Origin of the sequence: Aliivibrio sp. 1S128 (assembly GCF_001691065.1) — a bacterium.
Classification (GTDB): Bacteria; Pseudomonadota; Gammaproteobacteria; order Enterobacterales; family Vibrionaceae; genus Aliivibrio.
In genome coordinates this window covers 133,754-160,504 of sequence record NZ_MAJV01000002.1, presented here as the reverse complement: position 1 = coordinate 160,504, position 26,751 = coordinate 133,754, and the positions used below count along the sequence as shown (strand labels likewise).

Annotated in this window: 24 protein-coding genes; all 24 read right to left on the bottom strand. The window is 35.4% G+C overall.

The window, feature by feature from the left end; all coding sequences use genetic code 11:
- Positions 1 to 171 precede the first annotated feature (171 nt).
- The gene (pseI, locus tag A6E03_RS01585; protein WP_065600055.1) at positions 172 to 1,221 is read right to left on the bottom strand and encodes a pseudaminic acid synthase; all 1,050 of its coding nucleotides are present in this window, start codon (positions 1,219 to 1,221) and stop codon (positions 172 to 174) included.
- Positions 1,222 to 1,227: 6 nt separating this feature from the next.
- On the bottom strand, positions 1,228 to 2,178 hold the full coding sequence (locus A6E03_RS01580) for an ATP-grasp domain-containing protein (RefSeq protein ID WP_065600054.1): 951 nt from the start codon (positions 2,176 to 2,178) through the stop codon (positions 1,228 to 1,230).
- Complete coding sequence (locus A6E03_RS01575; protein WP_065600053.1) at positions 2,171 to 2,884, bottom strand: metallophosphoesterase; 714 nt, start codon at positions 2,882 to 2,884, stop codon at positions 2,171 to 2,173. Before A6E03_RS01575 ends, A6E03_RS01580 begins: the two co-directional genes overlap by 8 nt.
- Positions 2,881 to 3,561 carry an SDR family NAD(P)-dependent oxidoreductase gene (locus A6E03_RS01570; RefSeq protein ID WP_065600052.1) on the bottom strand — a complete coding sequence of 227 codons (681 nt, stop codon included), beginning with the start codon at positions 3,559 to 3,561 and terminating at the stop codon, positions 2,881 to 2,883. Before A6E03_RS01570 ends, A6E03_RS01575 begins: the two co-directional genes overlap by 4 nt.
- Before the next feature lie 4 nt (positions 3,562 to 3,565).
- Positions 3,566 to 4,657: a UDP-2,4-diacetamido-2,4,6-trideoxy-beta-L-altropyranose hydrolase gene (gene pseG / locus A6E03_RS01565; protein ID WP_065600051.1), complete on the bottom strand. Its 1,092-nt coding sequence runs from the start codon at positions 4,655 to 4,657 to the stop codon at positions 3,566 to 3,568.
- Positions 4,658 to 4,659: 2 nt separating this feature from the next.
- The gene (gene pseF / locus A6E03_RS01560; protein ID WP_065600050.1) at positions 4,660 to 5,349 is read right to left on the bottom strand and encodes a pseudaminic acid cytidylyltransferase; all 690 of its coding nucleotides are present in this window, start codon (positions 5,347 to 5,349) and stop codon (positions 4,660 to 4,662) included.
- A gap of 2 nt (positions 5,350 to 5,351) precedes the next feature.
- A complete protein-coding gene (gene pseC / locus A6E03_RS01555; protein WP_065600049.1) occupies positions 5,352 to 6,512 on the bottom strand; it encodes a UDP-4-amino-4,6-dideoxy-N-acetyl-beta-L-altrosamine transaminase in 1,161 nt (386 codons plus the stop codon).
- A 13-nt stretch (positions 6,513 to 6,525) separates the two neighbouring features.
- Complete coding sequence (gene pseB, locus A6E03_RS01550; RefSeq protein ID WP_065600048.1) at positions 6,526 to 7,539, bottom strand: UDP-N-acetylglucosamine 4,6-dehydratase (inverting); 1,014 nt, start codon at positions 7,537 to 7,539, stop codon at positions 6,526 to 6,528.
- Between the two features lie 12 nt (positions 7,540 to 7,551).
- Positions 7,552 to 8,097: a dTDP-4-dehydrorhamnose 3,5-epimerase gene (gene rfbC / locus A6E03_RS01545; protein WP_065600047.1), complete on the bottom strand. Its 546-nt coding sequence runs from the start codon at positions 8,095 to 8,097 to the stop codon at positions 7,552 to 7,554.
- A gap of 4 nt (positions 8,098 to 8,101) precedes the next feature.
- Positions 8,102 to 8,983 (bottom strand): dTDP-4-dehydrorhamnose reductase, encoded by an 882-nt coding sequence (rfbD, locus tag A6E03_RS01540; protein WP_065600046.1) that lies wholly within the window; start codon positions 8,981 to 8,983, stop codon positions 8,102 to 8,104.
- A complete protein-coding gene (rfbA, locus tag A6E03_RS01535) occupies positions 8,983 to 9,870 on the bottom strand; it encodes a glucose-1-phosphate thymidylyltransferase RfbA (protein WP_065600045.1) in 888 nt (295 codons plus the stop codon). Before rfbA ends, rfbD begins: the two co-directional genes overlap by 1 nt.
- Positions 9,870 to 10,964 carry a dTDP-glucose 4,6-dehydratase gene (gene rffG / locus A6E03_RS01530; protein ID WP_065600044.1) on the bottom strand — a complete coding sequence of 365 codons (1,095 nt, stop codon included), beginning with the start codon at positions 10,962 to 10,964 and terminating at the stop codon, positions 9,870 to 9,872. The genes rfbA and rffG overlap by 1 nt, the downstream gene beginning before the upstream one ends.
- Before the next feature lie 378 nt (positions 10,965 to 11,342).
- Positions 11,343 to 12,434 carry a UDP-N-acetylglucosamine--undecaprenyl-phosphate N-acetylglucosaminephosphotransferase gene (gene wecA, locus A6E03_RS01525; RefSeq protein ID WP_065600043.1) on the bottom strand — a complete coding sequence of 364 codons (1,092 nt, stop codon included), beginning with the start codon at positions 12,432 to 12,434 and terminating at the stop codon, positions 11,343 to 11,345.
- 164 nt (positions 12,435 to 12,598) lie between these two features.
- Positions 12,599 to 13,384 carry a glycosyltransferase family 2 protein gene (locus A6E03_RS01520; protein ID WP_065600042.1) on the bottom strand — a complete coding sequence of 262 codons (786 nt, stop codon included), beginning with the start codon at positions 13,382 to 13,384 and terminating at the stop codon, positions 12,599 to 12,601.
- A complete protein-coding gene (locus tag A6E03_RS01515; RefSeq protein ID WP_065600041.1) occupies positions 13,371 to 14,504 on the bottom strand; it encodes a glycosyltransferase in 1,134 nt (377 codons plus the stop codon). Before A6E03_RS01515 ends, A6E03_RS01520 begins: the two co-directional genes overlap by 14 nt.
- Positions 14,497 to 15,564 (bottom strand): glycosyltransferase family 4 protein, encoded by a 1,068-nt coding sequence (locus tag A6E03_RS01510; protein ID WP_065600040.1) that lies wholly within the window; start codon positions 15,562 to 15,564, stop codon positions 14,497 to 14,499. The genes A6E03_RS01515 and A6E03_RS01510 overlap by 8 nt, the downstream gene beginning before the upstream one ends.
- A complete protein-coding gene (locus A6E03_RS01505; RefSeq protein ID WP_065600039.1) occupies positions 15,557 to 17,242 on the bottom strand; it encodes a heparinase II/III family protein in 1,686 nt (561 codons plus the stop codon). The genes A6E03_RS01510 and A6E03_RS01505 overlap by 8 nt, the downstream gene beginning before the upstream one ends.
- Positions 17,243 to 17,331: 89 nt before the next feature.
- Entirely contained in the window at positions 17,332 to 18,468 is a 1,137-nt protein-coding gene (locus A6E03_RS01500) for an O-antigen ligase (protein ID WP_176703437.1), read from the bottom strand.
- Positions 18,461 to 19,765, bottom strand: a complete 1,305-nt coding sequence (locus A6E03_RS01495; RefSeq protein ID WP_065600037.1) for a hypothetical protein — start codon at positions 19,763 to 19,765, stop codon at positions 18,461 to 18,463. The genes A6E03_RS01500 and A6E03_RS01495 overlap by 8 nt, the downstream gene beginning before the upstream one ends.
- Positions 19,752 to 20,945 (bottom strand): hypothetical protein, encoded by a 1,194-nt coding sequence (locus A6E03_RS01490; protein WP_065600036.1) that lies wholly within the window; start codon positions 20,943 to 20,945, stop codon positions 19,752 to 19,754. Before A6E03_RS01490 ends, A6E03_RS01495 begins: the two co-directional genes overlap by 14 nt.
- Positions 20,942 to 22,063, bottom strand: a complete 1,122-nt coding sequence (locus tag A6E03_RS01485) for a glycosyltransferase family 4 protein (RefSeq protein WP_065600035.1) — start codon at positions 22,061 to 22,063, stop codon at positions 20,942 to 20,944. The genes A6E03_RS01490 and A6E03_RS01485 overlap by 4 nt, the downstream gene beginning before the upstream one ends.
- Before the next feature lie 13 nt (positions 22,064 to 22,076).
- On the bottom strand, positions 22,077 to 23,339 hold the full coding sequence (gene wecC / locus A6E03_RS01480) for a UDP-N-acetyl-D-mannosamine dehydrogenase (protein WP_065600034.1): 1,263 nt from the start codon (positions 23,337 to 23,339) through the stop codon (positions 22,077 to 22,079).
- 19 nt (positions 23,340 to 23,358) lie between these two features.
- Positions 23,359 to 24,483 carry a non-hydrolyzing UDP-N-acetylglucosamine 2-epimerase gene (gene wecB / locus A6E03_RS01475; RefSeq protein WP_065600033.1) on the bottom strand — a complete coding sequence of 375 codons (1,125 nt, stop codon included), beginning with the start codon at positions 24,481 to 24,483 and terminating at the stop codon, positions 23,359 to 23,361.
- Positions 24,484 to 24,538: 55 nt separating this feature from the next.
- Positions 24,539 to 26,704 carry a polysaccharide biosynthesis tyrosine autokinase gene (locus A6E03_RS01470; protein ID WP_065600032.1) on the bottom strand — a complete coding sequence of 722 codons (2,166 nt, stop codon included), beginning with the start codon at positions 26,702 to 26,704 and terminating at the stop codon, positions 24,539 to 24,541.
- Between the last annotated feature and the right edge of the window lie 47 nt (positions 26,705 to 26,751).

The window sequence follows — 26,751 nt, the reverse complement described above, 5'->3', positions numbered from 1 at the left end:
TTGCATACCCTATCTATACTGCTTATACCTCAATATTTATGCCTTAACTAGGTATCACTCACACAATAAATAGGGTTCTGAATAAAAATATGTCTCACCTTTGCTCTAAAAAATTATAAGTGGTTAAATAATTTAATTTTTATCTAGAACCTGTACATATTTATATTGGTTTTACTTGATTAAATCAAAAGACAAAGCAGTGCCTCTAGCAATATCTACAGTTGCAATATTTCCGATGATATCTTCATAATGTTTTGGCGCAATACCAAATCCAGGGCGAATACTTCTTACATTCTTAGACGTAAGCTTCTCTCCTGCCTTAATATCTTTTACTACATATAAAGAGCGACGGAATTTAACATTGCCTTTTTCTGCTTCTGTTCGTTCGTAATTTACTTGTCCCATAGCAGCCCAAGCTGTTTTAGAATCTTTACATAACTGAGCTAATTCATGAGGCTCTAATGAAAAACTATCATCAGGCCCTCCACCTTTACGGTCCATTGTTACGTGTTTTTCTATTAAGCAAGCACCTAAAGCAACAGAAGCAACAGCAGTTGCATTATCAATAGTGTGATCTGATAAACCGGACAACACACCAAAGCGCTCAGAAATATCCGCAATAGTTTTTAAATTATATTGATCTGCAGGCGCAGGATAACCACTTACACAATGAAGCACAAGAAGCTCCTTACAGCCATTATTTCTAGCGGTATCAATCGCTTCTTTGATCTCTTCTTGATTTGCCATACCAGTTGACATAATCATTGGTTTACCCGTTTGAGCAACACGCTTGATTAAAGGTAGATCCACCAGTTCAAATGATGCGATTTTATAAGCTGGGGCGTTTAATTCTTCCAGTAAATCCACCGCGGTGAAATCAAATGGAGAGCTAAAAATAGTAATACCTAACTCTTTGGCTTTTTCAAAAAGAGGTTTGTGCCATTCCCATGGCATATGGGCACCTTTATAGAGTTCATATAACGTTTGACCATCCCACAAACCACCATGAATTTGAAATTCTTCTGTATTACTGTCCATGGTTATGGTTTCGTGTGTATAACTCTGCAACTTAACAGCATCAGCACCCGATTTTTTTGCTTCTTCCATAATCTGATATGCACGATTTATATCACCGTTATGATTGGCTGATAATTCTGCGATGATGTATGGAGGGTAGTCAGGTCCTATTTTTCGGCCCGCTATTTCAATATAATTCTTCATAAGACTCTACTTTATATACTCTTGAATTCCACGATAAAATTTAGTTCCCGCTTTTGGCTCTTGATATTGGCTTAAAGGCAAGTCTAATATCCCTTCGATAGCCCAAACTAAATCGGTAAAGCCGAGTTTATGCCTAAACATAACAGTACTCGACAATCGAGGGTTAATCTCAAATAACACCGGACCTTTATTCGTTAAACGTAGTTGAAAATTAATGGCACCTTGAACATCAAGTTCTTCAGCTATGGTTAAAATATAATGCTCAATGATAGAATCTTTAACCACTTCACCTTTATCGGTAAAGCCACCGCTAAGTGTTCTTCTCATCAAAATACTACGACATTCACCTGTAGCGTGTCGGTAAACTCCGCAAGTAAATTCTTGATCATCCGGTAACAACAGTTCTTGCCAAATATACCCCTCAGAGCCAGATAGACTTTGAGCTTCTGAAAGTGTATGGACAACTTTTAAACCTTTACTTCCCTGTCCACTTCTTGGTTTAAAGATACAAGGAAGCGCTCTAGGCTGCGATGTGGCAAGTTCAGTCCAAGGCGCATTAACTCCCATCACTTTTAATGCGTTAGCTGTCTCTAATTTGTCCAATGCAATACGTGCTGTTTTTTCAGTCGTTATCAAAACAGGAACACCAAACAACTCACCGTTCACGAGACCAAAATCAAAAATAGCTTTAATCTCTGCTTCACTGGTCGGAATAAAGAGTCCTACTTTATATTGCTCAAAGGCATTTTTTAAAAACTCAAAATAATTATCATCATTCGCTAGCGGAGCTTCAGAAAAAAAGTCAAACACACATTCCCCTGCATGTTCTCTCTTTACATCGCACCCAATAACATTAGAGATATTAAGCTCTTGAAGAATACGACCAATGGCGACACCAATATCCCCTCCACCGCCACTGACCAATACTGCGTCTAATAATTTATTGATGTTATGCATATGGGTTATTTCTCTTTAATATATCAGTTAAATAATGGTAATCAGGATCATATTCAAGTGCTTTATTTCTCACTTCATGACTATCAAAAGGGACTCTTTTAAAACTAATCGCACGATTTCTTGTGTTTAAAATAAGATAACTAGCTAAAGATCCAACATCTCTCGGTTGCCCAACAGAGCCTGGGTTAGCAATCACGGTACATCCTTTATTAAAAACAACCGGGTAATGTGTATGGCCAAAAAAAATAAAATCAAACTGGTTATCGGGAATCTCTTTTATTCGGAACTTAGAAACATCAGGATAAAGATATTCATCCGTTTCTCTTTCGCTACCATGAAAAAGTCCTATTTTTAAATTCTCTATACATAATTCTGCTGAAACAGGTAATGAATCTAACCATGCCATTTGTTCAGTTGATAAGCTTTCAATACAAATATTTAAGCCACTGCCATATTTTTTATAACATTCCGTATTAAACTCTTTGTTAATTCTAGCTTTAATTAACAAATCTTCATGATTACCACGAATAACAGTACAATTATCAAGCGTCATTAATTCTTCAACGACATATTTAGGCCAATGATAATAGCCGATTAAATCTCCGAGAACGAAAATATGAGTACATTTATTATTCTTAATATCTAGAATTACAGCGTCAAGAGCTGGCTTATTTGAGTGAATATCTGAGATTACCGCAATTTTCACAGATCACACTCACACATTAACATGAGTTGAGCCGCTACATCTTCTGGTTTTTTTAATTGCCCCTCTTGTTGAATTTTTTTGAAATTATCAACATCTGGCATCATATCCTTACCTGAACTTCTTATTTTTTCTTGCATAGCGGTATCAATTACACCGGGATCAAAATGCTCGACTTCAACAAAATCATTTTCTTTTGAAATTACGTCAAAAAACATTTTTATTCCTGCTTTAGACATGCAATAACTTCCCCATCCAGCTATCGGATTATTTGCTGCACCGCTAGAAATATTAATCACTCGGATTGATACAGAATGGTTTTCAGCCCAAAGAATCAGACTTGAAATCATTTCTATAGGTGAAATTAAATTTATGTTTACCGCTTTTCTTAATATATCAGCATTGTTAACTGTAATTCTTCCGATTGGATCGATCGTGCCTGCATTGGAGATAAACGTAATTTTTTTAGGCGGTTTCTTTCCGTAGACTGAAGTCCAATCTATATGACCACTTTTAGATAAATCCAATTCATAATAGGTTTGCTCTACTTGCTGATTCAAACGCCCTAACCCTCTTCCAATAAAAATATATTGAAAAACTGGAGAAGAAGAACGAGTCACAAGATCATGAAAGGCCAACCCGACACCACTAGTACACCCCGTAATAATAACGCTACTCATAAAATTACATATCCTCTGTAATTAAAGTAATTACCTTATCCAAACCACCACCAATGTCCATATTAAGTGCTGACTCAGAGACATTGCTATAATCTTTTTCTATATTTTTTAAAGCAAGTAACAATGAATTCTCACATTCTAAGTCTTCAAAATACCCTATTGCGGCACCAGATCTAATAACCCTTTGAACAACATCAGTTTGATTTTCAGCTGTCTTTACTAATAAAGTAGGTAGACCAAGAAAGCAACGCTCCCAAGTACTAACACCCGCAGCACCTATTGCTAAATCTGAATCTTTAATTAATTCAGCCATCGAAGTCGAATCAATATATAGCTTTACCTTATAAGCTAAGGATTCAGAAGCCTCTTTTATTTCATCAATAAAAGGACAAGCACTACCAACAACAATCAATACTTCCACATCCGTCTCAACCGCATACCGTTTCAAGCCTTTTAGGGCTTTGAGCGTATGGCCAGTAGGATCAGTACTTCCAAAATTAATAAGTAACTTACGTACGGTTTTAAGTTGTTTCCGTCTGGAAATCGCACTATTTCTTAGTTGAAAAAATTCATCTCTCAGCAAACAATAACTTTCACCAACAAAAAGCATCGTTCCTGGAGAAACCAATCCCTTGTATTCTTCCTCTACACGGCCACATGTTTGGTCTAGCAAAAAAAGAGACGAATGTGTTCTATTAACCAAATCATCGATAACGCCAACCTTTATGCCTTTCGACAAAAAATATTCTTCCCAACAGGCATCGAGACCATAATGGTCTACTATCAACCAATCAACATCATGGTCGAATTGTTCTGTCATTGCTTTTAGAGTTTGTTCAGCATCAAAATCCCACGAGGCGCCAACCCAACTACTATACGAATTAACATCAACCGTATTTTCATTTTGAAATGGCAATAGAACCAAGGAATGTCCGGCATGTGTCACCTGATGACTAGGACAGTTAGGATGGTTTCTTAAAATAAATAAACTCGTAAAACCTTTCTTTTTAAGCCCATTAGCGAGAGTGAGGCAACGACTTAAATGCCCCCCGCCCATATGAGGAGCAGCATCAACTCTAAAAACAATATTCATCATGTTTATTCACTTTCCAAAGCAGAGTACAGAAGCTCAGCAAAACTCCAATCTTCTTCCGTATCAATATCTTGAACTCGGCTTCTAGGTAATAAAATAACCGTTGAGTGCTTAGCAAACATGGCTTTCCTATCTAAAAAAGAGTCCGCTTTACCCCAGTAAAATTGGCCTGCATCATGATAAGCCTCCTCCAGATCTTGAGAGCGTGTTTGCTCATATTCTGGAGAAAACATTGAAACTTCGCCTTTTTCCGTTAATTTAATCGCTCTTTGAATTGGAAAAGAAAAGGTCGCAGCACTAAATACAAAATCGGCTTCATTTTTTATAAGCTTTTCATAACCTTGAATTAAATAATCAGACGTAATAAAAGGGGCTGTTGCATAAAGACAACATACGGTTTCAACATTCCATTGTTGCTCCATACACCAATTTATGGCGTGCTGCATAACATCCATTGTGGTCGCATAATCATCAGATATATTAGATGGACGGAAAAAAGGAACATCAGCACCATATTCAATGGCAATATCCGCAATATCCTGATCATCCGTCGACACTATAACTTTATCAAAACAACCGGACTGAATAGCCGCTTCAATTGAGTAAGCAATCATTGGTTTACCATGGAATAACTTAATATTTTTTTTCGGAATTCGTTTACTTCCGCCACGAGCGGGAATGATTGCTATATTCATGATTAATTCTCTAATATTTCAGATAAAATACGGACAACGGTATCTTGTTGCTCTTCTGTCATGATATGGAATATTGGTAACGATATCGCTTCTTGATAATAACGCTCAGACTCTGGGAAATCGCCCAATTTGAAGCCCATATTTTGATAGTAAGGTTGAGTATGCACTGGAATATAATGCAAGTTTACGCCAATCCCTTGCTCTCTTAATTCATCAAAGACTTCTTTATGCGTTTTCGCTATAAGATCTAGTTTCAAACGGATCACATATAAATGTAAACCTGAATACGTCTCTTCAAGCTGATAAGGAAGCGTAATTGCTAATCCTTTAAGTAATTGATTATAACGTGTTGCTAATTTATGACGAGCTGACACAAAATCATCTAAGCGAGACATTTGAGTTACCCCTAATGCCGCTTGCAACTCAGTCATACGATAATTAAAACCTAGATCAATTTGCTCGTAATACCAACCACCGTGAGACTCATTTTTCATTTGCGTAACATCACGAGTAATACCATGACTTCGATATAAAGCCATCTTATCCGCCAGCTCTTGGTCATTAGTCATCACAGCGCCACCTTCAGCGGTGGTCACGATTTTTACAGGATGAAAGCTAAAAACCGTAATATCTGAATACGCACAATTACCGATAGGTTCATCAAAATAACGCCCACCAATAGCATGCGATGCATCTTCAATAATTTTAAATCCATACTCTTTTGATAATGAATGTATTGTTTTCATATCACAAGATTGTCCGCACAAATGGACAGGTACAATCACCTTAGGTAGCGTATTACTTGCTTTGGCTTTAATTAACTTCGCTTCTAAAGCACTTGTACTCATATTGTAAGTTTGTGGATCAATATCCACAAAATCAACATCTGCACCACAATATAAACCACAATTTGCAGACGCCACAAATGTCACTGGCGTTGTCCATAATTTGTCGCCTTTACCTAAACCAAGTGCCAAACATGCAATATGTAATGCGGATGTCGCACTGTTTACTGCTAATGAATATTGTGCACCAGTATGAGCCTTAAGTGCTTCTTCAAATGCTGGAACTTGCGGACCTTGTGTCAAAAAATCAGACTTTAGTACATCAACAACGGCATCAATATCTTGTTGAGTAATTTCTTGCTTACCATAAGGGATCATATTTTATTCTCAACTAAACTGTGAAGTTAGGATCTACATGCTCAACAATTAACTCACGTAAACCTGCGATCGTTTCCCATTCAGTATTCGTACCTGAATTGTATTTAAAACCAAACGGCACTTTTTCTGCTTTATGGTGATCCATGTACTCAGCTTCTGTATAGGTAAACGACACCGATGGTAAGATTGCATAATACTTACCCAAATCGATCGTGTTCAACGAGTCGGTATCCGTGATCATCTCTTCATGAAGTTTTTCACCTGGGCGAATACCAACAACTTTCGTTGGGCATCCTGGAGCAATAGCTTGAGCAATGTCTAAAATTTTATATGATGGGATTTTAGGTATGAAAATTTCACCACCTAAATGATTATCTAACGCATACATCACCATGTTTACGCCATCCTGAAGGGAGATATTAAAACGTGTCATCTCTTCATGAGTAATAGGTAATAATCCTTCTTCTTTTTTCTGCATAAAGAATGGAATAACCGAACCGCGAGAGCCCATAACATTACCGTAGCGAACAACACTAAAACGGATATCTTTAGATCCCTTAATATTATTTGCCGCTGCAAATAATTTATCAGATGCTAGCTTTGTCGCACCATATAAATTAATTGGTGCACATGCTTTATCTGTAGATAACGCAACAACATTCTTAACCCCACACTGTAAAGCAGCATGAATAACATTTTCAGCACCTGTGATATTCGTTTTAATGCATTCTGTTGGATTGTATTCCGCGGTATCTACTTGTTTAATTGCTGCTGCATGAATAATGACGTCTACGCCTTCACAAGCTTGGATCATACGTTGCTGATCACGAACATCACCAATAAAGAAGCGTAACTGTGGGAAGTCTTTATGTGGGTAGTTTTGTTTAATCTCAAATTGCTTCAGCTCATCACGAGAATAAATAATGATTTTTTTTACGTCTTGGTAACGCTCAAGAATAGTTTTGATGAACTGTTTACCAAACGAGCCAGTGCCACCCGTGATAAGAACTGTTTTATTGTTTAACATTGTGATTCCTTATTAATATATTTTAATTTGAGATAGTAAGGTGGCATTTTTATCTTTATCAGATAGTAATGGAAGGACCGCTATAGGCCACTCAATGCCAATCTCTTTATCATCCCAAAGAATAGAGACTTCTGCGCTCGGATTATAATAATCCGTACACTTATAAACAAACTCTGCTTCATCACTTGTCACATAAAAACCATGCGCAAAACCTTCTGGGATCCACAGTTGACGCTTGTTTTCAGCAGATAGATATTCACCAACCCATTGACCAAACGTTGGTGAGTCTTTGCGGATATCAACAGCAACATCAAACACTTCACCAGAAACTACGCGAACTAATTTCCCTTGCGTGTTTTCAGTCTGATAATGCAAGCCACGCAAAATCCCTTTTTTGGATTTTGAATGGTTATCTTGCACAAAAGTCGTAGGCTCACCCGTCACTAACTCTTCAAATTTGGCTTGATTCCACGTTTCCATAAAGAAGCCACGCTCATCACCAAAAACCGATGGCTCGATAATTTTCACATCGGGAATGCGAGTATCAATCACTTTCATGCTCTTATCCTGTATACGCTTGTATGTTTTTTAGGGCCTCATGCCAATCACTCGCTTCTATGGAAAATGCGGTTGTGATTTTATTGGTATTTAGGCAAGAGTTACTTGGACGTTTCGCTGGGGTTGGGTATTGCTCTGTTGTGATGCTTGTTAAGCGTGGCTTTGTCGTAATAACACCCTGCTCTTTTGCGGTATCAAAAATAGCATCAGCAAACTCACACCAACTCACATGAGGTAAACCAGAATAATGATAAACACCGAAATCAACCGTATTACCTTGATTAATACACTCAGCAATAGTAATCAATGTGTTAGCAATATCACCTGCATACGTTGGTCCACCAAACTGGTCTCCAACAATGCTTAATTCATCTCGAGTCGCCCCCAAACGAAGCATCGTTTTTACAAAGTTATTGCCATTCTCACCAAACACCCAAGCGGTACGAAGAATAATGTGTTTATCACATGCATCGGCAACAGCAATCTCACCCGCTAATTTACTTTCACCATAAACACCTTGTGGATGCGTAACATCACACTCGTCATACTCACCAACCTTATTACCTTCAAAGACGTAATCGGTTGATATATGCAATATAGCCGCACCAACTCGTTGTGCAGCTTGCGCTAAATAACTAGGTCCATCACGATTAATTGCGTATGACAAATCCACTTCGTCTTCCGCTCTATCTACGGCAGTATGTGCCGCCGCATTGATAATAATCGTTGGCTGAAACTCATCGACAATGGCATTTACCGCGTTTTGATTGGTGATGTCTAACTGGTCTCGGTCTAAAGCCAGCACCGTTGTGCTTTCTTTACCCTCTAATTGTTGAGTCAGGCAGTGACCGACTTGACCGTAACAACCTGTAATTAATACGCGCATCAGTTCATGGCCCTTTTTTGACTTTCATTTACTAACCGAGTTAAGTATTGACCATACTCATTCTTCATCATCGGCTTCGCAAGTGTTAGCACTTGCTCGTCACTCAACCACCCATTACGCCATGATATTTCTTCTAAACACGCCACTTTTAATCCTTGTACATTCTCAATAGTTTGTACAAATGACGACGCTTCATGAAGACTTTCGTGAGTTCCGGTATCAAGCCACGCAAAGCCACGACCTAATAACTCAACATTTAATGAACCATTATTAAGGTACATTTCATTCAGTGTGGTAATTTCAAGCTCACCTCGGTGTGAAGGCATTACTTTCTTTGCCATCTCAATCACATCGTTATCGTAGAAGTAAAGCCCGGTTACGGCATAATTTGATTTTGGGGCATCTGGCTTTTCTTCAATCGAAATCGCTTTCATGTTATCGTCAAATTCAACCACACCAAAACGCTCAGGGTCTTTTACTTGATAACCAAATACGGTCGCGCCAGACTTACGAGAAGCCGCATTTTTTAACGTTTGAGAGAAAGACTGGCCGTAAAAAATATTGTCACCCAACACCAAGCACACACTGTCATTACCAATAAACTCTTCACCGATAATAAAGGCTTGCGCTAAACCATCAGGCGTTGGTTGAATTGCATATTCAATATTAATACCAAAATAAGAACCATCACCAAGTAGGCGCTTAAAACCCGCGTTATCTTCAGGCGTAGTAATGATTAAAATGTCTTTAATGCCCGCAAGCATTAAGGTAGAAATAGGATAAAACACCATTGGCTTATCGTAAATAGGCAACAGTTGTTTAGAAACACCACGAGTTAATGGGTACAGGCGCGAGCCTGAACCACCAGCGAGAACAATCCCTTTCATTACTTAACTACCTTTTCAATTGCAACAGACTCAGAAGACACACCTAAACGCTCACCCGCATAAGAACCATCTAACACGCGTGACCACCATTGTTTATTATCTAAATACCATTCAACCGTCTTACGAATACCAGATTCAAACGTTTCTTCTGGTTTCCAACCTAACTCACGCTCAATCTTTGAGGCATCAATAGCATAGCGGACATCATGCCCTGGGCGGTCTGTCACATAGGTAATTAAATCAAGATATTGATTTACACCTTCAGGCTTATTTGGCACTAATTTTTCAAGTAATGAACAAATGGTTTTTACCACATCAATATTGGCTTTTTCATTATGACCGCCAATATTATAGGTTTCACCTACCTCTCCTTCCGTCACCACTTTATATAAAGCGCGTGCATGGTCTTCAACAAACAGCCAATCACGAATTTGCATACCGTTACCATAAACCGGTAATGGCTTGCCCTCTAAGGCATTTAAAATCATTAGTGGGATGAGTTTTTCAGGAAAATGGTAAGGGCCATAGTTATTTGAGCAGTTCGTTACAACCGTTGGCAAACCATACGTACGTAACCAAGCACGAACTAAGTGATCAGAAGCCGCTTTTGACGCAGAATATGGACTAGATGGTTCATAAGATGTTGTTTCAGTAAACAAGTCATCCGTACCTTCTAAATCACCATACACTTCATCGGTTGAGATGTGATGAAAACGGAACGCCTGTTTTTTATCATCTGCTAACGTATTCCAATAAGCACGAGTTGCTTCAAGCAAAGTATACGTTCCAACAATGTTGGTTTCGATAAAGGCTGCAGGGCCATCAATAGAGCGGTCAACGTGTGACTCTGCCGCCAAGTGCATTACTGCATCTGGTTTATGCTCTGAAAATACTCGGTCTAACTCAGCGCTGTCACAAATATCAACTAATTCAAAAACATAACGCTCATGAGAATCAACCTCAGACAGTGATTCTAGGTTCCCTGCGTAAGTCAGCTTATCGAGATTAATCACGTTATCATTGGTATTTTTTATAATATGTCGAACAACAGCAGAGCCGATAAAACCTGCACCGCCAGTAATAAGGATTTTCATAAGTATTATTCCAAAAACGTTTTTGATTATGATTCAGACATGCTACCGCCCATAGGTTGTAACGCATACCCAAGGCGTAAATTATTTAAATTATTTAAATTTTTTACATATTTTTTAATTTTATCATAAGCGTACTCAGTTAGCATCTTCACTCCGAGCTCAAAGGCAAGACCTACCTAAAATTAATTCGATCATAAAACGATTTAACGATAAAAACCCATATCGAAAACTCAAATACGTATTATTCATTAGTGAGTAAACTTAGATAGTAAAAAATAAATACCTATATCACAGAAAAGTAAGCAAAAAAAAGCGGAGATAACCTAGCCAGTTATCTCCGCTTTTATATATTCACATTGTAATGACACTTAACGAGAGTTACTTACCTACTTCAGCTTGCAGTCGTACCGACATTCGCTTACCAAACAGTTTATGTACCCATGTAGTAATGCGCCAAATGTATGAGATGGTCATAAAGTAGATAGCAAATAATACTAAGAAACTAAAGAACATCGTCGATTCACTTACACCGTTTAAATCAGCCCAAATACCAAAAGAAGCACAAAGCAAAGCAACCGTACAAATAAGGAATAACGTCATGAATGAAGATAAGCCTAAACGCTGGCAAATATGATGTAAATGCTCACGGTCTGGTTTGAATGGAGATTGGCCTTTACGTACACGGCGGATCATAATCGTTGCCATATCCATAAGAGGAACCGCAATTAGCCATAATGCAGTCACGGGTTTAAACGCAATAATCGAAGGCTCTTGTGAACCGCGGATTAGCATCCATACCACCGTAAAACCAATAAACATGCTGCCAGCATCACCCATGAACACTTTAAAACGACGTCCTAACGGGAAGCCAAGATTAAGCATGATATACGGCACGATGGCGACAACAATTAAAGTACATACATGAGCTAAATAGTCATTACCACTATAATGGAACACCGTAGCCAACGCAGCAAACGTTACTGATGCTAAACCACCAAGTAAACCATCAATGCCATCAACCATGTTAAACGCATTAATCGCGCCTATCACGCCTAAAATCGTGATGGCCCCACTTGCTGCCGACGATAACATAATGGTGTCACTGCCCATTAAGTAACCTAAGTTATGTAAGCTATGGTTACCAACAAAAATAATAATAAGTGAAATAATAACTTGAACAATTAAACGGATCTTAAAACTGATATCGTAAAAATCATCAAATGCACCTAATACGACAAGCACCGCGGCACAACTTAAGTACATTATCAAATTGTCATCTACTGGAAAAAACAGCAGAAGACCAATACATAATGTAGTAAAAATAGAGATACCGCCAATTAATGGGATAACTCCTTTATGGTGCTTACGTTCATTGGGTTTATCAACCAATCCTACGCGCTTAGCCACTTTGCGCATGATAAATAAACTGACGAATGAAACGAGAAACACAAATAAATATGCGTTAATCATAGATAGACTTCCTATTGGAATGTAATTATTTTAATAAGTATATATAAATGGATATTGCGTGATACTACATAATTTCTAAGCAGTATATTTAGTCGCACTTTTTCTGTTTGCCCATGTAAGCATACAAATAAAATACGAGTGGAATGAGGTTAAAATTAACGGTATTATTGTTTACTTATTATTCTATTCTTTATCGGTAAGAGATAATGCTTAATCGCTCCATAACATGCGTAGTAGCATATGCAATATAATGATCTCAAGAAGCTTGTTTTTTCCACCTCACGAACAACAACCCATTGTTTCTTTATTTCTTTTAGCTTATTGCCCGATAATGATTTGCTTGCTAGCCTATAAAATGATGTCGTATTTGGAACTTTATGAGCAAAATCTATTTGCTTAAGCAGTTTTAACCAAAAGGCGTAATCCTCTTTTGGTGTAAATGGAAAATCAAATTCTTTAAACGCAGTTTTATCAAGCATTACCGTTAAACAACCAATCATGCAGTTTTTAATTAAATCATTATAAGATAATTTTGTAGGAGCTAAAACGACAGACTTAATATTTGATATCTTATCTTGGAAAGTTGAGTAATCACTATATACAAAAGAAACAGCATTGGTGCTCATAAACTCTAACTGTGTTTTTAACTTAGTCATTTGCCAAATATCGTCACTATCAAGAAATGCAATATAGCGTCCATTGGCATGCTCGATAGCAGTTCTTCTAGCCCCCGCAGCTCCCTTGCAATATAAATTACTTAATAGCTTGATATTAGATGATTTATAAGATTCAACAATAATCCCGGTGTTATCAGTAGAGCCATCATCAACTACAAGTAACTCCCACTCCTTGTATGTTTGTGCCATAACACTGTTTATTGATTCTTGAATTGTTTCTTCAGCATTATATGCAGGCATAACAATAGAAACTAAGGTGTTATAGCTTTGCATAAGACTCCCTTAAGGTAATTGCTGAGTTTTCCCATGAATTTTCACTGTATAATTCCGAAATATTTCTTGATTTGACAGCATTTTCTTCAGGATCAATAGATATAATAGTATCTATTAGTGAATCAATATTGTAATCACACACATAGCCTATATTTTCTTTAAGCACTAACTTATCGATAGATGTATCAACAGAAACAAGTACAGGAACACCGACGGCCATAGCTTCAAAAATTTTATTCGGGCTTGCCAGTCTATTATGCTCATATGAAGGATCATAATATATGAGTGAACAATCCATTCTCTGCAGTAGTGATATTGCTTCAACCTGCTTTAATCGGCCTACATAATGAACATTATTAGCCTGAAAACCACTAACGTCACCTTCCAATGCCCCCCATCCCGCAAACCAAAAGGTCACATTTGAAAGGCGAGCATCTTTTGATGCATCTAAAAATAGGCGAATCGCTCTATCTTCATTAAATGCACCATAATAAAACAAATTTAAAGTTGAACTATTAAATATCTTTACTAATTCAGAAGATAGTTGATATTCCTTAAGTGAAGATAGATTAATATTAGGTGCATTATTAACTAGGCAAATCTTATTATAATGACACGGCTTAATATTGAGTTTTCTATTCTTATCAGGTAAAACAATTAAAGATGCAGACTTAACAATCTTTTCCGAAAGATTCCTAACTAATTTCCGAACAACAGTTGGAATATTTGAGTCAAATGTTTCAATAAAGTCAGCAATATCATAAACTAATTTAAATCGTTTAATCTTAGATGATATATATGCAGGAAATGCCGAATCAAAATCAACTGAATGAACAATATTTGGACTAATTTTAAAAATGCTTTTAATAATAAAGAAGAACCATCCTAAACGAGAAAATAAGCTATATACTCCTTTTCCGTATTCACATCTTTTGTTAAATGCAAGTACTTGACAGTCAAAGTCTAATGCAGATATAACATTATCGTTGTGATCTTTATCTACCATTCTTTCCCAATGAAGTATCGATACATTATAGCCAGAGTTAGCCAACTCTTTAGCTTGGCGTATAACTCGCGTAGTCTTAAATGCAGAACTTCTTATCAGCAAAACTTTATTCATTAATTAAAACCTCATAAACATCTTCTAATCGACTCGCTTGCTTAGTCACATCAAACATTGCTAAGTTTTTCTCTTCATGAAACAGCATATTTCCAAAATCTAAATTTAATAAATAACTTTCAATTTCTTCTAGCGTATCAAATAGATGAATATTTGTTGAATCAAGTACTTTTTTCAATTCAACCATACCACCTACTTTAGTTGAAATAACAGGAACATGACTTCCTAACGCCTCTATTGGCTTTAATGGAACAGCACTTTCAGTCTCAGGTAATGATGGCCTAGTCATCAATAAGCAGTCAAATCGTTTATATATTGATGGTACCAACTCCGGAGGGAAAAATTCGTAAAAATCTACAGTACCCCCAGAAATTTTCTTGAGGATATTATGCTTAGCTTTATTTCCCCCAACGACGACAAAAGTAATATCACTTCGTTTATGTTTTACCTGCTTTGCTATTTCACAAAATGAATCTACACCTTGAAATGCTTCAATTGAACCAATGTAACCAACAATGATAGCATCATCTTTAAAAATGCAATGATCTGCGGGTGCATTACGAAACTTCGTAATATTAACACCATTATAAATAACCGATATTGGCTTGGTAAAACCACGTTCTTCAAGTGCTATTACCGATGATTCAGACAATACCAGACCTTGGTCACAAATTTTATGAACAAACTTTGTTAAAAAGCGACCCAATAACGTGGTTGGAACATAGACAGAATGCAATTCAAAAAGAGTTTTTGCTCGCGGAAAAATAAGCTTGGTGATACTCCCCCAGAAAGCAGGACGGTAATTGTGGTAATGAACGACATCTACTTTTATTGTTTTTTTAATCTCAAATAAGATTGAAGGGATCTGATAGTACTTATCATATCGATAGATCCTTATTCTTCCCACTTCAGAGTAAAGCTCAACCTTCTCAGAGTTTTCACAGACAACGATATGTTCAAACTCATCAGTTGCATCTTGAATTAAATTTAGTAACCTCTGTGTAGACCCACCTTGGTAAGGTAAAAACTTCTGGTGGATGTGTAAAACTATTTTACTCATTTTCAATTATTCCATAACCAGGTGAATAAGGTATTTTTTCATATTGATCTAATATTTCACCATTAATGATTAAATCCTTAATTATGATTCGACCTTTCTCAAACTCAATAGAGCGATATTTTTCTACATTATTGACAACTTGCTTTCCTAATATTTTATTATCGTGAATAGCCAGCAATGCTGAAGGAGTAGAGTTGATACTAAACACGTTACTATAATCATCTACTTCTCCTTTTGAAATAAGGCCAAAGTGTGCTTTTGATGATCGATAACGATTTCTGATTGAAGTGTCTCTGGTATAGCAACCTACCCCAGGATCGGCAATAACTCTTTCACCTGAATCATTTAGTGTTATAGACAGTTGATCATAATGATCATGTCCACCTTTACCTAACTGCCCTATTGCCCCACAACGGAATGTAAAAACTGAATCCTTACTACGTGCAACCACTAACCCAAAACTCTCAAAATATTCCAACGAAGTGGGGAAATTAATATCCTTAATCTCGAATGTATATAAACGTTTAGATACTTTATTGGCTTTTAAATACGCGGTTTCAAATCCAGTTTCTTTGAGGTTTTCTTGATTGGTAGGTTTGTTTTTTTGTAGCGCCTCAACATAATCAATATAAAATTGCTCACTTTCAACACGGCATGGAAACTTGCCGGTTCTCAAAGACTCATTAATTTGATAAACGATATCAGCATAAAACTCAGGGTTATGACATTCAGTGTAACAGGTTCTAAACACCTTACCTGAGTCATTATCTCCAATTTGAATCAGCCTTCCGCTGCTATCTAAACTAGCAATAGAAAATTCAAGACCTTTTAGTATTTTAGATTTAAGTTTTGCAATGGTATTAGTAAAAAGTGATATGTCATATACACATGTTTTAATACCAAGATTAGTCAATAAATATGGGTTTTTATAATGCTGTTTCCGACCACTATAATCTATTTTCATCAATACAGTATGTACAACAGATAGTAATTCCAAACCGAAATGGTGATAAGCCGTAGAACCTTCAAAGTTAGCCCCATCAGATAAGAACTGCCGATCTAGTTCAATTGATAATTCAGCCAGTGAAAAGTCAAAAATTTTATTATATTTATTATTATCAATATGAGCACAAACAACTAAGATACCAACTAAGTTCGTTAAATAATGATTCCCTCTCCATGAACCATATTTCTCTAGGTTTAAAACTATATAATCAATTGAATTAACAATAAATTTATTATAAATAATATTTCTTGTATATTTATCACTATAGAAATCATTAATTAAAGATACATTAATTACACGCAAAGCAACATCCATTGCGCATTTCCATTGAACTCCAAACCCTGTAGATTTAAGCGCTTCTGTTTTTAACAGTTCTAATACTAACTGCTTATCCATATTTGAATCATTAATAGCATAAGCAATCAAAAAATTAAGCCTTCCTATTTCCCAATCGAATTTCACATCATAACCGGAATTTATATCTATTTTAAAAAAAGAATGAAATACTTTAATATTTTCAGAATTTAAAATTAATATTATATCTTCTTGAGATAGATATTTTTCATTAGAAAAAACTTGAACTTTATAATTATTACGGCATTTCTCTTTCCCATGTGATAAAAATAGATCTTTATACTTATACTTATACTTATACTTCTTTGGATTTATCATGGAAAAAAAACCAATTTGATATATGATAATTATAATTTTAAATATTTTATTCCATACTCTCAAAAGCTCTTACCTTACTAAAAATATTGTTACTTATCTTTTAGAGTTTTTTTATGAACGCGAAAATATACAAAGATACCCATGTAAAATGCTAAGTACCTTTGTTCGTATATTGAACCACTTTTTAAAGCATTTATTAAATAAAATAAACATATTAGCCCAACCCAAAATTCTAGTTTAAATTTAGAACAAAGCAACCAATGTGTAGAAAAGAAAATATAAGCTAAAAAAACAATAAAAGCACCTATAATCCCAAGTTCCAACCAAGATTCCAATATTATATTATGTGGATATGCATATACATCACCATAACCAAGAATAATTCCTGACATACCAACACCAGAACCAAAAATCACATGATTTGAAATAGACTCCAATGCTAAAAAATACTCTTTAAATCTAATTTGAAGTGAGATATCCCCATTAGAAATAGAGTTAAACCTAGCAATAAATACATCAAAAATACCAGAATAAAAAATTAAAATTACAATAAAAAAAACACTTGCAATTATAGAATTAAAATGTTTTTTAAAATCCTTAATAACAGCAATAGAAATAATAACAATTAAAAAAACAAAAGGACCTCTTCCTCCTAAAGAAAGGCAGAATAAAGATGACAATAGTATTAATATAAAATAAATGTCTTTTTTTCCAAGAAACAGCTTAATAAAAAAAATAGGATATGTAATAGTAGCTAATAAAAGATAATCAGAAATAACTCGATTACCATCTTGAATTGACAAAACTTTAAATAGACTCAAGTCACTACCAGCCACAAAAACAAAAACATAAGCATAAATAGCTACAATAATCGATATATATATAGTCGAAGCATTACAAAACCGCTCTAGATTACGATTATTTAAACAATTAACCCCACAAAAAAAATAAAGCACAGTTACGATCAATTGAAAGAATTTTTCTTTCGCACCAATAGTACTATCACTTCCTATATTCATGAAAATTACAAATGAAAGTGAAAATAAAATAAAAGACAACCACAAGAGGTCTTCTTTTTTAAACGAATAAGTATATGTACTATACATAAACATACTTAATAGAATAATAACAAATAAATATTCCATTCCTAATTGTGAAAGCCAACCTGTTAATATCCCAGAAACCAATAATGATGAATATAAAAAGTAAACTATTCTGTCAATCATAATCATAAACACTTACTAAAGATGCTTTTTTACCATTAGTTTTAATTCTCATACTATCAACTTTGATAAATGATATAGAAAGTTTATTATTTGTTATTTCATTTACGATTATTTGCGCATTTAATATACAACTATCGCTTAACACCTCACTAGATATATATTCCACGATTAAACTTCCACATATATTATGAACTAAAGAGAAGTCACTCACCGCGTCAAAAAATTCATAATGCTGACCATATATTAGGCTAACTATTGGTAACTTGTTATTGTCTAAATCATAAATATATTCTGTAATTCTTCCACCAATACTTAATAGCTTTCGTTCATCTTCTCTATTAATCAAAACTTTAGTCTCTAAATATATATCACCACAATCATATCTTATTAATGGCATAGGAGAATTAAGTAACTTAGTAGAGATTATTTTACCATGATTAAATTCGGTATAAGCATAGTTCATATCAAATTCATAGCTTCCAGAATAATTAAGAGCAAGCACAGAATGCTCACTGTTACCATATAAATCGAGATGTTTTGAATTAAGCACCCTACTTGCTAGATTAATTTGTTGTTGAGTTATAACCTCAGAGCTAGTAAGTACGTAAGGGATATTTAATTTTAAATCATTGGTAAAAAGTAAATCAATCAGCTTCATTAATGATGAAGGATACGCATGTATTAATGATGGTTTAAATTCAGTGATTTTTTCTACTACATATTCAATATTATCTTCACTAATCAACTGCGATGAAACAATCAAATTACAACCCAACTGTTTTATAACCTCTCCCTTATAAGTATTTCCGCGTAATATTAATTTCTTTTTATTTACCCAACTATATCCACCAAATAACTTTGATAAATGAAAATCTAAATATGCAAACTCATGTATCATCTCATGCTTTGATCTGTATAGCGGCAAGGGATTTCCTGTTGAACCACCAGTATTTGCACATAGTAACTTCTTTTTATTAAAGCCTTCTATAATCAATTCATCAATATTAGTAATTATATCCGCCTTACTTATAATAGGCAGATACTTTAAATCACCTGCTTCTTTAAAAGAATGAGGGTTTATATTATTTTCTTTATACAATCTATTATAAAACAATGTATTATCATAGGCTTGACAAACTTTTTTCAGGACTCGACTTTGAATATAGATTTTTTTTTCTTCGTTATTTAATGCATGGTATTTATAAATACCACTAAGAACATCATGATAATATTTCCCATATTTAATCCAATTTGGAATATATGGACCAATATGCGACTTTACATTAATCAAGCTCATACAGCTTCCTATAAACAAAAATTAACACTATTACTGTAATAAATCTCGCAGCAGCAATACCAACCAGACCAAGCGTATAACCCAATATTAAAGAGAGCATCACAGTTAAAAAAACATTAACAATGGAAGCCTTAAAGTTTAACATCGTTTTACCACAAGAGATGAAATAGCCTGCTTTTAAATTATATTTAAATGATATAATCCAAGACATAAATAATATAAGAAATGGAACTATCGCATCTTCATATTTAAATTCAAAGCTTAATATGGAATATAAACAAAATAGCATTAATGTTGGTACAATCAATAAACTAGAAAGAGATAAAAATTTATGTTCAATACCTATTAGCTTCTCATGGGTAAATTCTGAGGAAAAATAAGGGATATAATATTGCTGGACACTTCTACTAATCACTTCAAAGCCCGAAATTAAAATTAGAGCAAATGCATAACTACCAACTAATTTTTGGTCTTCAATTACTATGTTGGTGACAAAGAGCCCCGCATAAAAACCCAGCGTTCCTAACACATTAGAAAGAAGCGCTCCTTTAGCTATTTTCCATTGCTCTTTTAGCTTTTTAGGGCCATTCCACAATAAAGAAATCTTTAAGTCAAATGCTTGTATAAGAAAAAGAATAGTCACCACAGCTGAAAAATATAAAGCAACGATATAACCCGATACTCCATACATAAAACAAGAAAAAATAATCACTGGTATAGCAATTATTTTTGCCCACAATTGTCCTTTTGCAAGTTTCCCAAAAGCTTTTTCCGACTGTATAAAGCTAACTAATAATGTACTCATACTCATCATGATAATAAGCGGCATCAATTGATACGTAGATACGGGAATCTCCCAACCAATTGAATGAAAGATTAACAATCCTATCATCAAGATTAAAACTACAGATAATGAACTGAATAAATTAAATGTCATTATTTGTGAGTATAATTCTTCCCTTTTATCTTTCTCAAATATTTTAGGCGCTGTAGCTAGAACTGACGCATTCATACCTAAGCAAACTAATAAGCTAAATATCTCCACCATAGCTAATGTCGTTTTTATTTCACCTAGTTCTTGTACTGAAATAAAAAAAGCGACGAATATCTGACTAAAAAAAACAAAAGCTTTTATTAATAAGTTTGAACCAACATATTTAGTTATATTAGATAATATCATTTATAGTTGTTTGTATAAATTGTTATAAAGTTTTCTGATAAATATTCCCACGAAAATTTTCTAGCTACAACCTTTTGCATTCTTTTCTTATCCCAATTGGTATCCAGCGTACGACTAACCAAAACCTTTAAATCAACTGTACTCTGCTGCTCTGGATCAAATCCAAAACCAATATCAAGTCCTAAATACTCATTAAACTCTTCGATCATTGGCTTAAAACCGATAACTGGAACCCCATAACTTGCTGATTCTATATATACAATACCAAAACTTTCACTTCTACTTGGCAACACCATCAGTTTTGATTTTTGGTATAGATTAGCAATTGTTTTATAGGGTTGCTTACCATAAACATTAACATTTTGAAAGTTTTTGACTTCGATATATTTTTTACCTTCATCATCAGCAATTATCTCAAATTGTTCTCTATTTAAATCAGGGATCGTTGTTTGAACAAGAAGATCCAATCCCTTTCTCTTAATGCTCTCTGAATATCCATTGAAAAAAATTATTTTCCCTTTTTCGTCCATTTTATTAGAAAAAGACAACTCTTCACATGTCGGCTTGTTAATTGGATTATATATAACAGACGTTTTTGAACTTGCCATAGGGAAACTTTCAATTAATATTTTTTTAGCATAATTAGATACCGATATAATATGGGATGATTTTTCAATTCTATTTTTTATTAATTCTTCATTACTTTTTTTTTGCCAAAAACCATGATCCGTGTATATTACCTTGTATTCACTTAGTAAATTATCAGCAAATGTACAATGCAATGAATGAACATGAATTATAATTTCAGAAGATGAAAATTTAGATTTTATATAATGCTCATATGCAGTATTTATAACTTCAGATTTCCCTCCTCTTAATGCAGAGTAAAAAAAACAAATAGGGCTTTTAATAAATAGGTTAATTAGGCGTATTTTATTAGCCATTCCAACAACATTAACATCTCCCTCTAAATGATAAATTTGGTTTGTAGATAATATTAAACTCTTGACATTCTTTTGAGCCAAAGCCTTAACTAATTGAATTAAGTGGGTTGCAATCCCCCCAACATAACTACCACCATATTCAGGGGTGACAGGCCCTATCTGTATTATTTTCATGGTTTATTTAAAACTATCCCCATATACCTTTTGTATCAATGACAATACTGTTATTCAATCTAATTTTTTTAAACTGTTTATGATCAACTAACATTACATGTATATCTGTTTTAGTTAAAGATTCATCAATTGTTACAAGGCGCATATTCTCAAAATTAATTGAGTCAACATTTGGTTCAATTACTAAAACTTCACCTACATGTTCTTTTGCAATAGTTTTAGCTATATCTAATGCTGGACTTTCACGTAAGTCATCAATGTCAGGTTTAAAAGCTAAACCATAGCAAGCAATCGTTACATCTTTCGCTGTTTTTGTTGGGTTAGCATTTAAAAAATCTGCAACCGCAATTTTAACTTTATCTACAACCCAAGTAGGCTTTCCATCGTTAACCTTTCGTGCAGTATGGATTAATTGTGCTTGTTCTGGTGTTTTTGAAACAATAAACCATGGGTCGACAGCAATGCAATGTCCACCAACACCAGGACCTGGCTGGAGAATACTTACCCTTGGGTGGCGGTTTGCTAAAGAAATTAACTCCCATACATCAATATCAAGCTCATCACAAATAATTGACAATTCATTAGCAAATGCAATTTGAACGTCACGAGATGAATTCTCTGTCAATTTTGCCATTTCAGCTGTGCGTGCATTTGTAATAACACACTCCCCCATTACAAAGGTCTTATATAATTCAACAGAACGCTCTGAACAACGCTTAGTCATGCCTCCAATCACGCGATCGTTTTGAACAAGTTCGGTAACTACCTTGCCTGGTAATACACGCTCAGGACAGTGTGCTATGTTTACATCAGCCGCTTCGCCTACTTGTTGTGGAAAAGTTAAATCCTCACGATATTGAGCTAACCAAGCTGCCATTTGTTCTGTAGCACCAACTGGTGAAGTCGATTCAAGAATAACTAAATCACCCTTTTTTAGTACAGGAGCAATAGACTCAGAAGCGGCCTGAATATAACGCAAGTCAGGTTCAGGAATTTCGCCTTCTTTACAGGCTTTAAATGGTGTTGGTACTGCAATTAGAAAGGCATCTGCCGGTTCTGGTTGTGTTACTGCTTTTAAATACTCTTGCTGGACAGCCGCACTCACTAACATATCTAAATCAGGTTCTACAATATGAATTTCACCACGGTTAATCGTATCTACAGCATGCTGATTAACATCAACACCAATTACTTTAATCTTACGTGATGCAAACATCGCCGCAGTTGGTAAACCGATATAACCTAAACCAATAACTGAAATTGTTTCAAATGACATTATTTATTTCCTATAATTTTTATTTAGCTAATTTATCTAGAATTTTTTGACAAGCTTGACCATCACCGTATGGATTGTGTGCGAAACTCATTTTTTCGTACTCTCCGCTATCTGTAAGTAAAACATCGATATTGGATACTATTTTGTCTACATCCGTTCCTACAAGCTTCACTGTACCTGCTTCAACAGCTTCAGGACGTTCTGTTGTGTCGCGCATAACGAGCACTGGCTTTCCAAGTGAAGGCGCTTCTTCTTGAATGCCACCAGAATCGGTTAAAATAATGTATGCACGGCTCATTAAATAAATAAATGGAAGGTATTGTTGAGGCTCAATTAGATAGATATTATCAATATCATTTAAAATTCGATTCACAGGCTCACGTACATTTGGATTCAAATGCATTGGGTATAATATTTGACAATTAGGATGACTTTTTGCAGTTTGAGCTAATGCTTCACAAATACGTTCAAATCCACCACCAAAACTCTCTCTACGATGACCAGTGACTAAAATTAGTTTTTTATTTTCATCTAAAAAAGGAAATTGTCCCGCAAGACTTGAGTTTAACTTTTTATCTGTTTCGATCTTATCCTTAACCATCAAAAGAGCATCAATAACAGTATTACCTGTAACCGTAATATCTTCAGGATTAAAATTTTCACGAATAAGGTTTTCTCTCGATGTTTCTGTTGGAGCAAAGTGGTACTTAGTTAGCACCCCAGTTAAACGACGATTAGCCTCTTCTGGCCAAGGGGAATAAATATTACCAGTACGAAGCCCAGCTTCTACATGACCAACTTCAATTTGTTCATAGTATGTAGCTAAACTTGCTGCAAATGTTGTTGCTGTATCGCCATGAACTAAAACCACATCAGGCTTAAATTCTTGTAAAACCGGTTTAAGCTCTTGAATAATTCGAGCGGACACATCATTTAAGGTTTGACCATTTTTCATTAAGTTCAGATCATAATCTGGCTTTATTTCAAAAAGTTCTAACACTTGATCAAGCATTTCACGGTGCTGGGCTGTTACACAACATTTAGCCTCAAAACGCTCATCCCCAGCAAGCGCATGAACTAAAGGTGCCATTTTAATTGCCTCTGGACGAGTTCCAAAAACGGTGAGTACTTTTTTCTTAGCCATTATTAATTCCAAACTAACTGATTAAATTAAAAATAATTATTCTTATATCTATAACTTACTTATCACTATCATAACTGTAGTTATAATACCCATAGCCATACGTGTTACTTGCTTTCTTCTCCACAGCATTCAAGATAAAGCCTTTCACTTCTATTCCTGCTTGCTCGAATCTGTGTCTTGCCACATCAATCTCTTTAATTGAGGTTTGGTCAAAACGCCCCACCATTAATGTCGTACCGGCTAATGCACCCACAATGCTTGGGTCGGTTACCGCAAGTACCGGTGGTGTATCGATAAGCACTAAATCGTAATTGGCAGATGCCCAATCAATTAAATCACTAAAGCGTTTTGTCATTAATAATTCAGATGGGTTTGGTGGGATCTGTCCACGCGTGATTACGTCTAAATTTTCAACTTCTGATTTTTGGATTGATTGCTCTAGTGGCAGTTTGCCTGATAGGTAATCCGATAAGCCGTTATCCCACTTCATACCAAAGTAACGCTGCATATAGCCTTTACGCATATCGGCATCAACCACTAATACTTTTTGGCCTGTTTTTGCGATAACCGCAGCAAAGTTTACTGCCACAAAGGATTTACCAATGTTTGGCGCAGGGCCCGTTATCATCACAACGTTGTTTTTCGCTTCCATCATGGCAAAATGCATACTAGTGCGTAAGCCACGTAATGCCTCTATAGACAAATCAGCAGGGTTAGATTCGGCTAATAAGGTTTCTAAATGCCTTACCTTCTTTTTGCTATAACGGATATCAAGCTTTTCTTGCCATTTTGATTTAGGAATACTGGCATAAACCGGAATACCTAATGCTTCAATCTCATCCGGGTTTTCAACCCCGCGGTGGAAGGCCGCTTTCAGCAATACAATAGCGACACTAAGCATGCCACCTAATAACGTCGCTAATACTACAATCAGCGGTTTCTTTGGTTTTACTGCGCGAGAATAGGCTTGCGCGGTATCTAAAATACGGACGTTACCAACGGTACCCGCCTTAATAATGCTGAGTTCTTGGCTTTTATTTAACAGTTGAATGTATATTTGTTGGTTTAACTCAACGTCACGCTGCATACGCAATACTTCGCGCTGGGTCTTTGGTAATTTTTGTACTTGCCCATCTAAGCGGTCTTTTTCACCCAATAACACTCTGCGTTTATCCAGTAACGATTTATAGGCAGGGTGGTCTTTAGTGAAACGTTGGCTAATTTCACTTTCTTTAAAGGTCAATTCATTTAATTGGGTTTCTAATTTAACCAATACATCTAATGCCGAGCGCGCTTCTAAGCTTAAATCAACCGATTTACGTTCTAATCGAAAGTCATTTAACACGTTTTCAGAAAGGGTTAATTTCTCTTTTATTGCTGGGATTTGTGCATTCAAAAACGTTAAGCTGTTCTCTGCTTCTGCGCTGTCTCGTGCGATATTTTGTAAAAAATAGTTTTGGCTTACATCATTAATGATGGCTTCAATCTTTGCTTTATTTTCACCTTCAAGAGAAAACTGTAACACGCCCGATTGCTTGCCTTTTTCACTGATCGATAAGGTTTGTTGTAATGTTAGAATGGCATCAAAACGAGACACTTTAGACACACTAAATACATCACCCGTTTCACCCGTTAGCTGCATCACAAATAAGTGGTAATCGTTATTATCCGCTAACTCTCCCACTTTGCCTGTTAATACTTTGCGTTCTTCGGCATCAAATAGGGTGTAGGTTCCTTTTTCTGCATCATCTAACACCAAGGTAAAATTTGGTTGTACAACATATTTTGGAATATCAAAGCGGCTTACGTTAATTGCTTTTCCTTCTCCCATTAAACGAGATAACCCTTTACCAATGATTGGCATGTATTGAGGTGCTGTAATTGTGGTTAAGTTCAGCTTATCAACCGTGTCACCCAAGATCATACGAGACTTGATGATCTCGATCTCTGTGGTTGATGATGATTCAGAAGCGAACATATCGCCCATATCACCAACAAGCGCTGACATGCCTCCGCCAGTTTTTTGTTCTACTTGAACAAGGGCATCGGCTTTATAAATTGGGGTAGATAAAAGAGCAAACGCAATACCTGCAATAGCGAACACAGTCGTAATAGAGATAATTAACCAACGACCATCAATAAGTTGACCGAACAACTTAGCTAAATCGATTTCGTCGGAAGAGGAGGATGACTCTCGGTTGGCGTTGGTAGCTTGTGACATGAACATTCCAATAGTTGTAACTTTAATTAGAGACTAGTTTTTAGGGA

Excerpts from the sequence above, each read along its gene's own strand:
- pseI (WP_065600055.1), bottom strand. The coding sequence starts at position 1,221 with ATGAAGAATTATATTGAAATAGCGGGCCGAAAAATAGGACCTGACTAC.
- A6E03_RS01580 (WP_065600054.1), bottom strand. The coding sequence starts at position 2,178 with ATGCATAACATCAATAAATTATTAGACGCAGTATTGGTCAGTGGCGGT.
- A6E03_RS01570 (WP_065600052.1), bottom strand. The coding sequence starts at position 3,561 with ATGAGTAGCGTTATTATTACGGGGTGTACTAGTGGTGTCGGGTTGGCC.
- pseG (WP_065600051.1), bottom strand. The coding sequence starts at position 4,657 with ATGATGAATATTGTTTTTAGAGTTGATGCTGCTCCTCATATGGGCGGG.
- pseF (WP_065600050.1), bottom strand. The coding sequence starts at position 5,349 with ATGAATATAGCAATCATTCCCGCTCGTGGCGGAAGTAAACGAATTCCG.
- pseC (WP_065600049.1), bottom strand. The coding sequence starts at position 6,512 with ATGATCCCTTATGGTAAGCAAGAAATTACTCAACAAGATATTGATGCC.
- pseB (WP_065600048.1), bottom strand. The coding sequence starts at position 7,539 with ATGTTAAACAATAAAACAGTTCTTATCACGGGTGGCACTGGCTCGTTT.
- rfbC (WP_065600047.1), bottom strand. The coding sequence starts at position 8,097 with ATGAAAGTGATTGATACTCGCATTCCCGATGTGAAAATTATCGAGCCA.
- rfbD (WP_065600046.1), bottom strand. The coding sequence starts at position 8,983 with ATGCGCGTATTAATTACAGGTTGTTACGGTCAAGTCGGTCACTGCCTG.
- rfbA (WP_065600045.1), bottom strand. The coding sequence starts at position 9,870 with ATGAAAGGGATTGTTCTCGCTGGTGGTTCAGGCTCGCGCCTGTACCCA.
- rffG (WP_065600044.1), bottom strand. The coding sequence starts at position 10,964 with ATGAAAATCCTTATTACTGGCGGTGCAGGTTTTATCGGCTCTGCTGTT.
- wecA (WP_065600043.1), bottom strand. The coding sequence starts at position 12,434 with ATGATTAACGCATATTTATTTGTGTTTCTCGTTTCATTCGTCAGTTTA.
- A6E03_RS01520 (WP_065600042.1), bottom strand. The coding sequence starts at position 13,384 with ATGCAAAGCTATAACACCTTAGTTTCTATTGTTATGCCTGCATATAAT.
- A6E03_RS01515 (WP_065600041.1), bottom strand. The coding sequence starts at position 14,504 with ATGAATAAAGTTTTGCTGATAAGAAGTTCTGCATTTAAGACTACGCGA.
- A6E03_RS01510 (WP_065600040.1), bottom strand. The coding sequence starts at position 15,564 with ATGAGTAAAATAGTTTTACACATCCACCAGAAGTTTTTACCTTACCAA.
- A6E03_RS01505 (WP_065600039.1), bottom strand. The coding sequence starts at position 17,242 with ATGATAAATCCAAAGAAGTATAAGTATAAGTATAAGTATAAAGATCTA.
- A6E03_RS01500 (WP_176703437.1), bottom strand. The coding sequence starts at position 18,468 with ATGATTGACAGAATAGTTTACTTTTTATATTCATCATTATTGGTTTCT.
- A6E03_RS01495 (WP_065600037.1), bottom strand. The coding sequence starts at position 19,765 with ATGAGCTTGATTAATGTAAAGTCGCATATTGGTCCATATATTCCAAAT.
- A6E03_RS01490 (WP_065600036.1), bottom strand. The coding sequence starts at position 20,945 with ATGATATTATCTAATATAACTAAATATGTTGGTTCAAACTTATTAATA.
- A6E03_RS01485 (WP_065600035.1), bottom strand. The coding sequence starts at position 22,063 with ATGAAAATAATACAGATAGGGCCTGTCACCCCTGAATATGGTGGTAGT.
- wecC (WP_065600034.1), bottom strand. The coding sequence starts at position 23,339 with ATGTCATTTGAAACAATTTCAGTTATTGGTTTAGGTTATATCGGTTTA.
- wecB (WP_065600033.1), bottom strand. The coding sequence starts at position 24,483 with ATGGCTAAGAAAAAAGTACTCACCGTTTTTGGAACTCGTCCAGAGGCA.
- A6E03_RS01470 (WP_065600032.1), bottom strand. The coding sequence starts at position 26,704 with ATGTCACAAGCTACCAACGCCAACCGAGAGTCATCCTCCTCTTCCGAC.